The organism is Brevundimonas intermedia (genome assembly GCF_004614235.1).
GTDB lineage: Bacteria > Pseudomonadota > Alphaproteobacteria > Caulobacterales > Caulobacteraceae > Brevundimonas > Brevundimonas intermedia_A.
Genome location: NZ_SPVH01000002.1, coordinates 696702 through 709893, shown reverse-complemented (window position 1 = coordinate 709893; position 13192 = coordinate 696702). Strand labels below are relative to the sequence as shown.

The following is a 13192-nucleotide window of genomic DNA, read 5'->3' as shown; positions in this document are numbered from 1 at the left end:
CGACCGTAGGTATGAGTCCCTAGTCTTGGCTGGGGGCAGTTTTGGCCGGACGGACCGTGCGACGCAGCGCCCGGCTGGGGCGATTGCGGCGCTCGATCGGGGTCGCCGCCTGGAAGGCCTTGCGGAACTGGTCTCGCCGTTCGTGGATGGAGGCGAGCACCAGACCCATGGGCACACCCAGATCGACCAGGGTGTTTTCGGCCAGCTGCAGGCTGGCCTCGGTCGTCTCCGGCACGGCGTCGGTGACGCCCAGTCCATACAGTCGCATGGCGTGCTGGTCGTCGCGGGCGCGGGCGATCAGGATCAGATCCTCGCGCATGGATCGCGCGGCCGTGACCACCTCGTCCACCTTGGTCGGGGCGTCCATGGTCACGATCAGGGCGCGGGTGGATTGCACGCCGCAGTGCTGGAGCATCTCGCGCCGCCCGGCGTCGCCATAGAAGACGTCGAAGCCGTCGCGCCGGCCGGCCGAGACGATGCCGGGATCGGTGTCCAGGGCGATGAAGGCCTGGTCGTGCTCCTTCAGCATCTCGCCGATCAGCCGCCCGACGCGGCCGAAGCCGACGATGATCACGGCCCCGTCCATCGCCTCGGGCGGAGGAAGGTCGGGCAGGCGCTCGCCATCCGGCGCCGTCTTGCGCGCCAGCCGCTGACCCAGCAGGGCCAGCAGGGGGATGGAGAAGATGCTGACCGTCGCCGACAGGGCCACGGTATTGGTCAGTTGCGGCGGGGCCAGGCCTTCGACCAGGCCGGTGGCGAAGACGACGAAGGCGAACTCGCCCGCCGGGGCCAGGACCAGGGCCGTCTCCAGCGCGGGTCGCGCGCCCAGGCCCCAGAATCGCGCCAGGCTGAAGATGACGCCCGTCTTCACGACCGTCAGCGCCAGGGCCAGGCCGAAGACGCCGACGGGATCGGCGGCGATGGCGTCCAGGTCCAGCCCCAGGCCGACGCCGACGAAGAAGACGCCGAGCAACAGGCCCTTGAACGGTTCGATGGAGACCTCGACCTCGCGCCTGAACTCGGTCTCGGCCAGCAGAACCCCGGCCAGCAGGGCGCCGATGCTCATCGACAGGCCGCTGGCCTGGGCGGCGAGGCCGGCGCCGACCACCACCAGCAGAGAGGCTGCGACGAACAGTTCGCCGCCCTGGTCGACCTTGCGGGCCTTGGCCACCGACCGGAACATCGGCCGCAGCACGACACGGCCCAGCAGGACCATCAGCCCCAGGCCGAGCGCCGCCGGCACCAGGGTGAACAGGGCGCGCCCCAGGACGGCGGTGTCCAGCGCGCCGCCCTGTTGGGCCAGGGCCGCCAGGACGGTGACGGTGATCAGGATGGGGGCGACGGACAGATCCTGGGCCAGCAGGATGGCGAAGGTGGAGCGACCGACGGTCCCCTTCAGCCGGCCGCGCTCGGCCAGGACCGGCATGACCACGGCGGTCGAGGACAGGGCCAGGCCCATGCCCAGCACCACGGCGCTGGCCAGCGTCTGGCCCATCAGCAGGAAACCACAGGCCAGAACGGCGGTGCAGACCACGACCTGCATCAGGCCCAGGCCGAACACCAGCCGGCGCATGGCGCGCAGCCGTTCCCACGACAGCTCCAGCCCGATCATGAACAGAAGAAAGGCGACGCCCAGTTCGGACAGTTGGGCCAACTGACCGGGATCGCTGATGGTCAGCCACGACAGCCAGGGCAGGCTCTGCGCGAACCGGCCCAGCCCGTCCGGCCCCAGAAGCACGCCTGCCGCCAGGAAACCCAGGACGGGGCTGACCTTGAGCCGGTTGACCAAGGGCACGATGACGCCGGCGGCGGCCAGAAAGACCACCAAATCCTTATAGTCCCCGCCCTGACCGTGCATCCGCCCTCCCTTGTATCCGCGTATGTGACCTTGATCCCCAGCCGTGGCGAGAGGCCGCACGGCTTTCATGAACTTTTTTTAAGGCGACACCCCACCGCCCGGGTCTAGGGTCCGGCCCGATCCGTCCGTTTCAGGGGCGTCTTCCAGGAATCCGTGATGAAAAGACTGCTTATCGGGGCCGCTGTCGGCGCCCTTCTTCTGCCCGCCAGCGCCGCCCTGGCGCAGGACGTCGGCCACGACCACGCCTGCATCGACGAGACCTGCTCGATCGTTTCCCTGTTCTCGGGCGAAGAGACGGCGGCGGGCTGGAAAGGCACAGAGGCGCCTCGCTACGGCACCTGGGGCTTCGACATGGCCGGCCGCGACACGGCGGTGAAGCCGGGCGACGACTTCTTCCAGTACGCCAACGGCAAGGCGTTGGAAAAACTGGTGATCCCGTCGGACCGCACCAGCTATGGCTCGTTCGCCCTGCTGCGCGAACTGTCGGACAACCGCATGAAGGAACTGGTGCTGGGCCTGGCGAACCGCACCGACCTGGCGCCTGGTTCGGACGAGGCGAAGGTCGCTGACGCCTATCGCTCCTACATCGACGAGGCGCGCATCGAGCAGTTGGACGCCCAGCCGCTGCAACCCTATCTGGCCGCGATCCGCGCCGCCGACAGCCATGAAAAGATGGCCGTCTATATGGGCCAGACGGTCGGCCGCTTCGGTTCGTCCTTCTTCGGCACCGGCATCACCATCGATTCCAAACAACCGACCCGCTACGTCGTCTCGACGGGCCAGTCGGGCATCGGTCTGCCGAACCGCGACTACTATCTGGACGCCCGTTTCGCCGACAAGAAGGTCCTGTACGAGGCTTATGTCGCGCGTATGCTGGGCATGATCGGCTGGGCCAATCCGACCGAGACCGCCGCCCAGATCGTGGCCCTGGAAAGCAAGATCGCCGAGGCCCACTGGTCGCCGGCCGAGAACCGCAACCGCGACAAGACCTATAACGAGTTCACCATCGCCAAGCTGGCCGAGGACGCGCCGGGCTTCGCCTGGCAGGCCTATTACGACGCCGCCGAACTGGGCGGCGTGCCGCGCCTGATCGTGCGCCAAGACACGGCCATGCCCAAGATCGCGGCCATCTACGCCGAGACCCCGGTCGAGCTGTTGCAGGCCTGGGAAGCCTTCCACACCGCCGACGACATGGCGCCGCTGATGTCCAAGCGCTTCTCGGACGCCCAATGGGAGTTCCGTTCGCGCGACCTGTCGGGTCAGCCCGAACAGCGGACCCGCGAAAAGCGCGCCATCTCCTTCGCCGAAGGGTCGCTGGGCGAGGCTGCGGGCCGGCTCTATGTCGCCCAGTATTTCCCGGCCGAATCCAAGGCCAAGATGGAGGAGCTGGTCGCCAATCTGCGCACGGCCCTGTCGCGCCGGATCGACAACCTGACGTGGATGGGAACCGAGACCAAGGCGGCGGCGCAGGAGAAGCTGCGCAAGTTCACGGTCAAGATCGGCTATCCCGACAAGTGGCGCGACTATTCCGGTCTGGATATCCGCGCGAACGACCTGGTCGGCAACGCCGAACGCCGCGGCCTGTTCGAGTGGAACTATGATCTGGCCCGCCTGAACGAGCCGGTCGACAAGTCGGAGTGGGGCATGACCCCGCAGACCGTCAACGCCTACTACAACTCGGCCAACAACGAGATCGTCTTCCCGGCCGCGATCCTGCAGCCGCCCTTCTTCGATCCAAACGGCGATGCGGCGGTCAACTATGGCGGCATCGGCGGGGTGATCGGCCACGAGATCGGCCACGGCTTCGACGACCAGGGCTCCAAGTCCGACGGCGACGGCGTTCTGCGCAACTGGTGGACGCCCGAGGACAAGGCCAACTTCGAGGCGCTGACGGCGCGTCTGGGCGCGCAATATGCGACCTATGAGCCGATCGCCGGCTACACCATCAACCCCGGCCTGACGATGGGTGAGAACATCGGCGACGCCTCGGGCGTGGCGGTGGGTCTGGAGGCCTATCACCTGTCGCTGAACGGCCAGCCGGCGCCGGTTCTGGATGGGGCGACGGGCGATCAGCGCTTCTTTTACGGCTGGGCCCAGGTCTGGCAGTCGAAATACCGCGACGAAGCCCTGAAGCAGCAGGTCGCCACCGACCCGCACTCGGCGGCCCAGTTCCGGGTCATCGGCCCGCTGCGCAACGTGGACGCCTGGTACGACGCCTTCGACGTCCAGCCTGGCACGAAATACTATCTGACGCCTGAGGAGCGCGTTCGCCTCTGGTAAGGTGACGCTTCTTCGATAAACGGAAAAGGCCGGGGTTCGCCCCGGCCTTTTTCATGTCGACGATCGCCTGTCTAAACCCCGACATCGCATCGACAATTTAGCGAGGTTTTTCAGAGGCCACGCCGGGACCCAGGCACGAAAAAGCCCGCTGCGGGGGATACATCGCAGCGGGCTTTCGCGCTCTTTGCAGAGCGGACGTTTCCTCCCCGAAACGCCTTCGAGTGCTGCGCGCTTGAGCAACGCTTGCCCTCGAGTGAGTTCATTTGACGCATCGGCCCCGTCCGCGTCAACGGCGGGTTTCGCCCGAGTCGAACTTTCTTCGACTTATCGCCGATAACTCATCTTCGCGGCGCCTTATTGTCGAAGCTTATTCGATAATTGATTTGATGGCGGCGACCAGGCCATCGCGGGGGATTTTCATCTGGCCCGGACGTTCGGCCTTCCAGGCGTCGTTGTCAGTGATGGCGGCGGCGGCGGCGCGGCCGGCGTCCAGATCCTTGATAGTGACCTCGCCGGCGGCGATCTCGTCCCCGCCCAGGATGATGACGGCGGGGGCGCCGCGCCGGTCGGCGTATTTCATCTGGGCTTTCATGCCTGCCCGACCGAGGTAGAGCTCGGCGGCGATCCCGGCGGCGCGCAGTTCGGCGACGGCGGTCAGATAATGGGTCATGTCGTCTTCCGAGAAGACGATGACGACCACAGGACCGCGCACGGCGTCTTCGGCGCCGCGACCGGCCGCCCGCAGGGCCGAAGCCAGGCGCGAGACGCCGAAGGAGAAGCCGGTGGCCGGCGTGCTCTGGCCGGTGAAGCGGGCGACCAGGTCGTCATAGCGGCCGCCGCCGCCGATCGAGCCGAAGCGGACCGGCCGGCCCTTGTCGTCCACGGTGTCCAGCAGCAGCTCGGCCTCGAACACGGCGCCGGTGTAATATTCCAGGCCGCGCACGATGGTGGGGTCGAACTTGACCGCTTCCTGGCCGACCGACATGGCGGCCAGCGCCCGGTCGATGGCGGCCAGTTCGTTCAGCGCCGCCTCGCCCGCCGCGCCCAGGTCGCCGGAGCGTGCGACGGCATCAAGGGTCTGCGCCCGCGTCAGGCCGGGCGTGTTGGCCGAGGCCAGGAAGGCCTCGATGGCCGTCGTCACCTTGGTCGGCAGGCTGGCGCCCTTGGTATAGTCGCCGGACTCGTCCAGACGGCCTTCGCCCAACAGCTGGACGACACCCTCCCAGCCCAGGCGGTCGAACTTGTCGATGGCGCGCAGGGCCGTCAGGCGCTGACCGGCCTCGGTCACGCCGCCGGCGTCGAACAGGCCGTCAAACAGTTTGCGGTTCGAGACGCGGATCTGGGCCTGCCCGGCGTCCAGGCCCGCGCTGGCGAGGCCTTCGCAGGCCATGGCGATGATCTCGGCGTCGGCCTCGGGCCGGTCGGAGCCGACGGTGTCGGCGTCGCACTGCCAGAACTCGCGGAATCGGCCGGGGCCGGGCTTCTCATTGCGCCAGACCGGACCATAGGCATAGCGCCGGAAGGGCTTGGGCAGGGTCTCCCACGTCTGGGCCGCGAACCGGGCCAGGGGCGCAGTGTGGTCGTAACGCAGGGCCATCCATTCGCCCGGCTCGTCCGAGCCGGCGTCGTCCTGAAGCGCGAACACGCCTTCGTTGGGGCGGTCGGCGTCGGGCAGGAATTTGCCCAGCGCATCGGCGTATTCGAACGCCGGGGTCTCCAGCGGTTCGAAGCCCCAGCGCTCATAGACCTCGGACACGCGCGCCACGATGCGGCGTTCGGCGGTCAGGTCGCGGCCGCGCTTGTCGGCGAAGCCGCGCGGGTTGCGGGCGAGCGGGCGGGGAGGAGTGGCGTCGGTCATGGCGCGCGCTTAAGCCAAGGCAAGGGCCACCGCAAATTGCATGGGCGGCGAGAGCGATATGGGGGGATCAACGAATGTCGGACGATGGACACAGGCGATTGTTACGCAAAGACAAATCGCAATGCGGCGGAACCGGGGCACGGTTTTTCCGTTGTTGAGGCCATGACGCCGCACGCCCTTCTCGTACCCCGCACCTGCAACACGTCGGACCGACGCACGATCCGCTGGTGGGAGTGCGAACTGGTCGATACGGACGGGTCGCGACGCATCCGCGATCAGGCCTTCTTCTCCATCGGCGAGGCGAAATCCTGGGCGTCGGCGCAGGGGTATCCGGTCAGCGACGACGTCGCGTCGTCCCCGGAGGCCTGATGTCCAACAGGCCCCCGAGCGGCATTTTGACGGCCGAAGCTTTCGACACCCCGCGCATCCTGCTGGCCGGCGCCGTCGATTATGCGATGTACGACCGATTTCGCGATCAGCTGGCCGACGCGCCCAAGACCGGTCTGACGGTGATCGAGCTGTCGACCCTGGGCGGCGATCCCGAGGTGGCGCGGATGATGGGCGAGGACGTGCGATTTCAGAGCGACATCAATCCGTCGCGGCGGCTGGTCTTCCTGGGCAAGGCGGCGATCTATTCCGCCGGAGCCACCTTCATGAGCTTCTTCGCCGTGGAGAACCGCTATCTGACACGAGGCGCCCGGGTGATGATCCATGAGCGCAAGATGGACAAGCAACTGCACGTCACCGGGCCGCTGACCACCTGCATCGCCTCGGTCCGGGCGATGCTGAACGAGCTCGAACACTCCATCGCCATTCAGAACGAGGGGTTCGAGAATCTGGTGCGGGGATCCTCCGTCACCATGGAAGACGTGCTGAAACGCGCGCCGGCGAACTGGTACATCGAGGCCCAGGAGGCCAAGGCGCTGGGCCTGATCGCGGAAGTGATCTGAACCGGCGGCCGGGTCAGGCCTGAAGCGTCTCCACCGTCAGATTGCCGTTGGTGTAGACGCAGATCTCTGCGGCGATCTTCATGGCCTTGCGGGCGACCTGTTCGGCGTCCAGCTCGGTTTCCTCGATCAGGGCGCGGGCCGCCGACAGGGCGTAGTTGCCGCCTGAACCGACGGCGGCGACGCCGTATTCCGGCTCCAGCACGTCGCCGACGCCGGTCACGGTGAAGATGGACGACTTGTCCGCCACCAGCAGCATGGCCTCCAGCCGACGCAGATAGCGGTCGGTGCGCCAATCCTTGGCCAGATCCACGCAGGCGCGGGCCAGCTGGTCGGGATACTGCTCCAGCTTGGCCTCAAGCCGTTCGATAAGGGTGAAGGCGTCGGCCGTGGCCCCGGCGAAGCCCGCCAGCACCTTGCCGCCGGCCAGCACCCGCACCTTACGCGCCGCACCCTTGACGATGGTCGGCCCCATCGAGACCTGCCCGTCGCCGGCGATGACGGTGCGGCCGTTCTTGCGCACCGCCAGAATGGTGGTGCCGTGCCAGTCGGGGAAATTCGAAGCGCTCTGTGTCATCCCCGTCAGATGGCGCGCCGGGCGGCAGGCATCAAGTCCAGGGTCGATCAGGATAACGGCGTCTTATTTTGACCCCAATACTGGCTAGAAGGCGCGGACTGTATCAATGATCGGCGATATCTGGGGATAAGTTGTGCTTTATCGCATCGTTTTCGTGAGCGAAATGATCGGTGCGTCAGGTCGTGACGTGCAGTCGGTCGCCGAAATCCTCGGCGTCTCGGAGCGCAACAACCTTCGCGACGAGATCAGCAGCGCGATGATGTTCCATGACGGCGAAGCGGCCCAGGTGGCGGAAGGCGCGCGGGCCGACCTGGACCGGCTGCTGACGCGCCTGTCGAACGATCCGCGTCATCGCAACCTCCGCATTCTGGAAGATCGTCCTGTGATGCAGCGCCGGATGCGGGACTCAGCCCGACTGTGCGCCCTCAACGACGCCCAGGCCCAGGATATTCTGTACGGGCGTCGATTGAGCGATCTGTCCAGCACGGGGCTGGAAAAGCTGCTGTCGTGCGAACACGTCAAGATGGCCGCCTGACCCGCCTCTGACCCGCCCCGAGGCGGCGCCTTCTGTTAACCCTCATCGCCTAGCTGTCGCGATGTCGGGCCTTGGCCCTGAGTTGCGTACAGAGTGGTTATGGCGTTGTTCCGCATTGTCTATGTGAGCGAGGCGACCGGGTCGGTCGGTTCCGGCCTGATGCCCCTGATCGACATCATCGGCGTGTCCGAACAGAACAATCGTCGCGACCATCTGACGGGCGTGCTGATGCGTCACGACGGACGGTTCCTGCAGGTTCTGGAAGGCGCGCGCGCCGATCTGAACCGCGTCATGGCGCGGCTGAGCCGGGATCGCCGCCACGAGAATCTGCGGATCGTGTCCGACCAGTCGGTCCCGGAGCGTCTGTTCCCGAACTGGGCCATGGCGCGGCTGGAGACGACGCCCGAGGCCGAAGCGTTCATGGCCTCGGACCTGATGCAGCACGACGCGGCGGCCCATGCGGATCGCGTGCTGGCGGGGCTGGTCGAGGGAATGGCCGACGCCGTTTGACGCGGCGCCTCTCGCGCCTTGTCGTCGGCAGGGTTAGAGAGGGCGGTGATTTTTTCCGAAGACGAAGTCGAACGCTATGCGCGCCACCTCGTCCTGTCCGAGGTGGGCGGGCCGGGGCAGCAGGCGCTGAAACGCGCGCGGGTGCTGATCGTCGGCGCGGGCGGCGTCGGTTCGCCGGCGGCGCTTTATCTGGCGGCGGCGGGGGTCGGGACGCTGGGCCTGATCGACGACGATGTCGTGGGCCTGTCCAACCTTCAGCGGCAGATCGCCTTTTCCACGGCGGAGATCGGCCGGCCCAAGGTCGAGGCTGCGGCCCAACGGCTGGGTGGTCTCAATCCTCACGTGGCGGTCGAGACCTTCGTCGAGCGGCTGACGCTCGACAATGCAGCGGCGCGGGTCGCCGCGTTCGACATCGTGCTGGACGGCACCGACGACTTCCAGACCCGGCTGTGGGTCAATGCGGCCTGCGTCGCGTCGGGCAAGCCGCTGGTGTCGGGGGCCTTGGGCCGCTGGAGCGGTCAGGTCGGTGTGTTTGCGGGCCGGCCCTGCTATCAATGCCTGACGCCGGAGATTCCGCCGGACGCCGAGACCTGTTCGCGCGTGGGTGTCGTGGGGGCGCTGGCGGGCGTGATCGGGTCGATGGCGGCGCTGGAGACGATCAAGCTGATCACGGGGGCGGGCGAGGCCCTGACCGGACGGCTGCTGCTCTATGACGGTCTGGCGGGCGCGGCGCGCACCGTGCGGGTGGGGGCAGACCCCCATTGCCCCGTCTGCGGTGGCTGAGCCTCAGGCGGCCGTGGCGAAGCGGATGTCGGCCAGGTCCAGATCGGCCAGAGGTGCGGCGAAGCCCAGGGCGGGATTGCTGAGCACCGTCACCAGCCGTTCGCCGCAATATAGATACAGGGTCTCGAACCCGACCCAGTTGCGGGCGATCTCCTCCAGCGCCTGATTGGCCGCCGTGTCGTCGGCGGCGTCGAGGACGCAGATGTCCCGCACCGGAACGCCGGGCAGGTTGACGATGCAATAGTAGGAGTCCAACGCAACACTTCCTCGAATACGCCGCCGGAAACGAAGCCCGCTCGCGACGGTTCCTCCCCTGCCAGCGGTTTTCGACAGCCGTGTGAGTCCGATCCGACAGACTTGTGAAAAAGGAGGCCCGATGGCCCGACGTCCCGCCTCGCCCAAACGCCTGAACGCCGCCAATCTGAGCGGGTTGGGGGCGGATCGCCTGGGCGAACTGCTGATGCAGGCGGCCGACGCGGACGCCATTCTGAAGCGCAGGCTCAGGTTGGTGCTGGCGGCCGAGGCCGGGCCGGACCTGCTGGCGCTGGAACTGGACAAGCGTCTGTCGACCATCGCCGCCAGCCGGGCGCGGGTGTCGTGGAGGAAGCGCCCCGACCTGCTGCGGGATCTGGACATCCTGCGCGGGGCTATCGTCGATGATCTGGCCGTGGCGGCGCCTAGGGAGGGGCTGGAGCGGCTGATCGCCTGGTTCGACCTGTTTCGCGGTCTGGCGACGCGGGTCAAGGATCAGAAGGGCGAGTTGGCGGCCGCGTTCGAGACGGCGGCGCCGGACTTGTGGCGGATCGCCGGGGCTGCGGTTCAGGCAGACGAGAAGGCCGTCGCGCCTCTGGCCCAGGCGGTGGAGCGTCAGCCGCTGGAATACGCCCGCTGGATCGGGGCAGGCGGCGAGGAACTGACGCCGGACATGGCCAGGCGGCTGCTGGACACTCTGGACAAGACATCGAGCGCGCGCGGGATGCGGACGGCGATGCGGCGGCTGGCGGACCGGGCGGGCGATCTCGATCTGTGGCTGTCGCTGACGACGCCGGAGGAGCGGGGCTCTCCGGATTTTGCGGCGGTGATGGCCAAGCGGTTGCTGGTCGCCGACCGGATTCCCGAGGCGCGTCAGGCGCTGGAGGCGGCGCTGGCGCCCTCGGCGGGCAATCGGCGCTGGACGTTCGGGCGTTCGCCGCAAGCCGGCCCGCCCACCCTGACGCCGGCTTGGGAGGCGACCTCGATCGACCTGCTGGAAGCCGAGGGCCGCAAGGACGAGGCGCAAGAGCTTCGCTGGGCGATGTTCGAACGCGACCTGTCGGCGCCGGTGCTGAGGGCCTATCTGGCGCGCCTGCCGGATTTCGACGACGTGGAGGCGCTGGACCGCGCCCTGGCGCACGCTGCGACCTATGCCGATTTCGAGACGGCTCTGGGCTTCTTGATGGACTGGCCCGCACACCGCGAGGCGGCGGCCCTGGTCGAGCGCCGCATCCGCGAGGTTCGCACGCCGCTGCTGTTGAGGGCGGACTGGGCGGCGCGGCTGGCGCAGAAATACCCCGATGCGGCCGAGCGGTTGCTGGCTGCGGGCTAAAGCATCGCGGGGATGACGCGGTCGGGCGGGCGGTGGCCGTTCTGGTAGGTCATGACGTTGGCGATGACCCGGTCGCCCATGTCCTGGCGCGCCTCAAGCGTCGCTGAGCCCAGGTGGGGCAGAAGCACGACGTTCGGCTGGCCCAGCAGGCCGGGGTGGATGTCCGGCTCGTTCTCGAACACGTCCAGGCCGACGCCGGACAGGGCGCGCATGGCCACCGCCTGAGCCAGCGCCGCCTCGTCGATCAGTTCGCCGCGCGCGGTGTTGATCAGTATGGCGTGGGGCTGAAGCCGGGCCAGCCGCTCCGCCGACAGCAGGTGATGGGTGTCCCTGGTCGCCGGACAGTTCAGCGAGACGATGTCCATCCGCGCCAGCATCTGGTCCAGGTCGTCCCAATAGGTCGCGCCCAGTTCTTCCTCGATCAGGGCCGGGACGGGTTTGCGGTTATGATAATGGACCTGGAGCCCGAAGGCCTTGGCGCGCCGGGCCAGGGCTTGGCCGATCCGGCCCATGCCGACAATGCCCAGCCGCTTGCCCCACAGTTTGCGGCCGCACATCCAGGTCGGGGTCCAGCCCTCGAACCGCCCCTCGGCGACCACCTGGGCGCCCTCGACGATACGGCGGCTGACGGCCAGGATCAGGCTCATGGCCAGGTCGGCGGTGTCCTCGGTCAGGACACCGGGGGTGTTGGTGACGATGATGCCGCGCGCCACGGCCGCGTCGATGTCGATATGGTCCACGCCGGCGCCGAAGTTGGCGATCATCTTCAACTGCTCGCCCGCGCCGTTGATCAGTTCGGCGTCGATGACGTCGGTGATGGTGGGGACCAGAACCTCGGCGCGCTGGACGGCGGCCTGGAGCGCAGCGCGGTCCATCGGCTGGTCCTTCAGGTTCAGCTCGGCGTCGAACAGCTCGCGCATCCGCGTTTCCACCGCGTCGGGCAGGCGTCTGGTTAATACGACCTTAAGCTTGCGGGCGGACATTGCGGGCCTTGGTTTGCGGGCGGCGATTCAGACGGATCGAAAGCCCGCGCGACGGGTCGTTCCATTCAGTGTCTAGCAAAGCCGCCGCCATCTTCCAAAGCCTGCGACGCCGCCTCGCCGTCGTTCTGGCGATTCTCGGTCTCGGGGTGATGGCGAGCGCGGGCGCGACCATGCCCGACGGCCGCCCGACCCCGACCGGGCTGGAGGTGCCGCGCTGGATTTCTCTGAAGTCCTCGCACGTGCGCGCGCGTCAGGGACCGGGGCTGGATTATCCGATCCTGTGGGAATACCGCGCCGCCGGCCTGCCGGTTCAGGTGATCGCCGAGACGACCGAATGGCGCAAGATCTGCGACCCGGACGGCGCCGTCGCCTGGATACACCGCACCGTGTCGTCAGGCCGCCGCTATGTCTTCAACACCACCGCACAGGAAGTACCGATCCGGTCGGGCCGATCCGAGACGGCCTCGGTGCGGGCGCGCCTGTCACCGCGCGCCCTGGTGCTGCTGGACGAATGCGAAGAGGGCTGGTGCAAGGTCCGGGCGCGGCGGCTGGAGGGCTGGGTGGCGCAACGGGCGGTGTTCGGAACCCAGGAACGGGCGCTGTGCAACGCCAATCGGCCGGCGGGCACGGGGCGCAACTGACCGCACGCTGTTGAGCGAAGCGGCGCGGTCGTGTAACCCGCGCGCAACGTATCAAGAAACGGAAACGCCTTGACCCAGTCCCAATACCCTTCGTCCTTCGATCATGAGGCCCTGCTGGCCTCGGGCCGCGGCGAACTGTTCGGTCCCGGCAACGCCCAGCTGCCCGCCCCGCCGATGCTGATGTTCGACCGGATCACCCAGATTTCGGCCGACGGCGGCGAACACGGCAAGGGCTATGTCGAGGCCGAACTCGACATCAATCCCGAGCTCTGGTTCTTCCAGTGCCACTTCATCGGCGACCCGGTCATGCCGGGCTGCCTGGGCCTGGACGCCATGTGGCAGCTGGTCGGCTTCTACCTCGGCTGGATCGGCGGACCCGGCAAGGGCCGCGCCCTGGGCGTCGGCGAGGTCAAGTTCACCGGCCAGGTCACGCCCGACATCAAGAAGGTGGTCTACAAGATCAACCTGAAGCGCGTCATCAACCGCAAACTGGTCATGGGCATCGCCGACGGCGTGCTGGAGGCCGACGGTCAGGTCATCTACACCTGCAACGACATGCGGGTCGGCCTGTTCGGCGCGAAGGATGAGGCGGCGGGCGCTTAAGCCCCTATATAACCGCGAACAAGGCGGAAGAC

The 13192-nt window shown here is 67.6% G+C and carries 14 protein-coding genes; 9 read left to right on the top strand and 5 right to left on the bottom strand.

The features are described from left to right. Positions 1-19 precede the first annotated feature (19 nt). On the bottom strand, positions 20-1858 hold the full coding sequence (locus EGY25_RS05330) for a cation:proton antiporter (RefSeq protein ID WP_135193996.1): 1839 nt from the start codon (positions 1856-1858) through the stop codon (positions 20-22). Between the two features lie 156 nt (positions 1859-2014). Between EGY25_RS05330 and EGY25_RS05325 the strand changes: the two genes are divergently transcribed. Next, positions 2015-4138 carry a M13 family metallopeptidase gene (locus EGY25_RS05325; protein ID WP_135193995.1) on the top strand — a complete coding sequence of 708 codons (2124 nt, stop codon included), beginning with the start codon at positions 2015-2017 and terminating at the stop codon, positions 4136-4138. A gap of 367 nt (positions 4139-4505) precedes the next feature. On the opposite strand, the gene hisS is transcribed toward EGY25_RS05325, so the two are convergent. Beyond that, positions 4506-5996, bottom strand: a complete 1491-nt coding sequence (gene hisS / locus EGY25_RS05320; RefSeq protein ID WP_135193994.1) for a histidine--tRNA ligase — start codon at positions 5994-5996, stop codon at positions 4506-4508. A gap of 162 nt (positions 5997-6158) precedes the next feature. On the opposite strand from hisS, the gene EGY25_RS05315 reads away from it, so the two are divergent. Beyond that, positions 6159-6365, top strand: coding sequence for a hypothetical protein (locus tag EGY25_RS05315; protein WP_135193993.1), 207 nt, complete (start codon positions 6159-6161; stop codon positions 6363-6365). Then, positions 6365-6946: a ClpP family protease gene (locus tag EGY25_RS05310; RefSeq protein ID WP_135193992.1), complete on the top strand. Its 582-nt coding sequence runs from the start codon at positions 6365-6367 to the stop codon at positions 6944-6946. Before EGY25_RS05315 ends, EGY25_RS05310 begins: the two co-directional genes overlap by 1 nt. A 13-nt stretch (positions 6947-6959) precedes the next feature. Here the strand turns inward: EGY25_RS05310 and hslV are convergent, their stop codons facing one another. After that, on the bottom strand, positions 6960-7574 hold the full coding sequence (hslV, locus tag EGY25_RS05305; RefSeq protein ID WP_432417367.1) for an ATP-dependent protease subunit HslV: 615 nt from the start codon (positions 7572-7574) through the stop codon (positions 6960-6962). 79 nt (positions 7575-7653) lie between these two features. Here hslV and EGY25_RS05300 point away from each other — a divergent pair, with 79 nt between their 5' ends. The 3 genes from EGY25_RS05300 (at position 7654) to EGY25_RS05290 (ending at position 9348) form a co-directional block, all read left to right on the top strand. Continuing rightward, positions 7654-8055, top strand: coding sequence for a BLUF domain-containing protein (locus EGY25_RS05300; protein ID WP_135193990.1), 402 nt, complete (start codon positions 7654-7656; stop codon positions 8053-8055). A 99-nt stretch (positions 8056-8154) separates the two neighbouring features. Next, on the top strand, positions 8155-8565 hold the full coding sequence (locus EGY25_RS05295; protein WP_135193989.1) for a BLUF domain-containing protein: 411 nt from the start codon (positions 8155-8157) through the stop codon (positions 8563-8565). A 45-nt stretch (positions 8566-8610) separates the two neighbouring features. Next, a complete protein-coding gene (locus EGY25_RS05290; protein WP_135193988.1) occupies positions 8611-9348 on the top strand; it encodes a HesA/MoeB/ThiF family protein in 738 nt (245 codons plus the stop codon). Between the two features lie 3 nt (positions 9349-9351). Here EGY25_RS05290 and EGY25_RS05285 read toward each other — a convergent pair whose 3' ends face one another. Next, positions 9352-9603 (bottom strand): hypothetical protein, encoded by a 252-nt coding sequence (locus tag EGY25_RS05285; protein ID WP_135193987.1) that lies wholly within the window; start codon positions 9601-9603, stop codon positions 9352-9354. 121 nt (positions 9604-9724) lie between these two features. Here EGY25_RS05285 and EGY25_RS05280 point away from each other — a divergent pair, with 121 nt between their 5' ends. Next, positions 9725-10933 carry a DUF6880 family protein gene (locus EGY25_RS05280; protein ID WP_135193986.1) on the top strand — a complete coding sequence of 403 codons (1209 nt, stop codon included), beginning with the start codon at positions 9725-9727 and terminating at the stop codon, positions 10931-10933. Here the strand turns inward: EGY25_RS05280 and EGY25_RS05275 are convergent. After that, the gene (locus tag EGY25_RS05275; protein ID WP_135193985.1) at positions 10930-11916 is read right to left on the bottom strand and encodes a 2-hydroxyacid dehydrogenase; all 987 of its coding nucleotides are present in this window, start codon (positions 11914-11916) and stop codon (positions 10930-10932) included. The two genes, EGY25_RS05280 and EGY25_RS05275, sit on opposite strands and share 4 nt — an antisense overlap. Before the next feature lie 68 nt (positions 11917-11984). Here EGY25_RS05275 and EGY25_RS05270 point away from each other — a divergent pair, with 68 nt between their 5' ends. Together EGY25_RS05270 and fabA are read left to right on the top strand one after the other, a co-directional pair. Next, a complete protein-coding gene (locus tag EGY25_RS05270) occupies positions 11985-12557 on the top strand; it encodes an SH3 domain-containing protein (RefSeq protein WP_245159349.1) in 573 nt (190 codons plus the stop codon). 69 nt (positions 12558-12626) lie between these two features. Further along, complete coding sequence (gene fabA / locus EGY25_RS05265) at positions 12627-13160, top strand: 3-hydroxyacyl-[acyl-carrier-protein] dehydratase FabA (RefSeq protein WP_135193984.1); 534 nt, start codon at positions 12627-12629, stop codon at positions 13158-13160. The last annotated feature ends 32 nt before the right edge of the window (positions 13161-13192 follow it).

Excerpts from the sequence above, each read along its gene's own strand:
- EGY25_RS05280 (WP_135193986.1), top strand. The coding sequence starts at position 9,725 with ATGGCCCGACGTCCCGCCTCGCCCAAACGCCTGAACGCCGCCAATCTG.
- EGY25_RS05275 (WP_135193985.1), bottom strand. The coding sequence starts at position 11,916 with ATGTCCGCCCGCAAGCTTAAGGTCGTATTAACCAGACGCCTGCCCGAC.
- hisS (WP_135193994.1), bottom strand. The coding sequence starts at position 5,996 with ATGACCGACGCCACTCCTCCCCGCCCGCTCGCCCGCAACCCGCGCGGC.
- EGY25_RS05295 (WP_135193989.1), top strand. The coding sequence starts at position 8,155 with ATGGCGTTGTTCCGCATTGTCTATGTGAGCGAGGCGACCGGGTCGGTC.
- EGY25_RS05310 (WP_135193992.1), top strand. The coding sequence starts at position 6,365 with ATGTCCAACAGGCCCCCGAGCGGCATTTTGACGGCCGAAGCTTTCGAC.
- EGY25_RS05315 (WP_135193993.1), top strand. The coding sequence starts at position 6,159 with ATGACGCCGCACGCCCTTCTCGTACCCCGCACCTGCAACACGTCGGAC.
- EGY25_RS05325 (WP_135193995.1), top strand. The coding sequence starts at position 2,015 with ATGAAAAGACTGCTTATCGGGGCCGCTGTCGGCGCCCTTCTTCTGCCC.
- EGY25_RS05330 (WP_135193996.1), bottom strand. The coding sequence starts at position 1,858 with ATGCACGGTCAGGGCGGGGACTATAAGGATTTGGTGGTCTTTCTGGCC.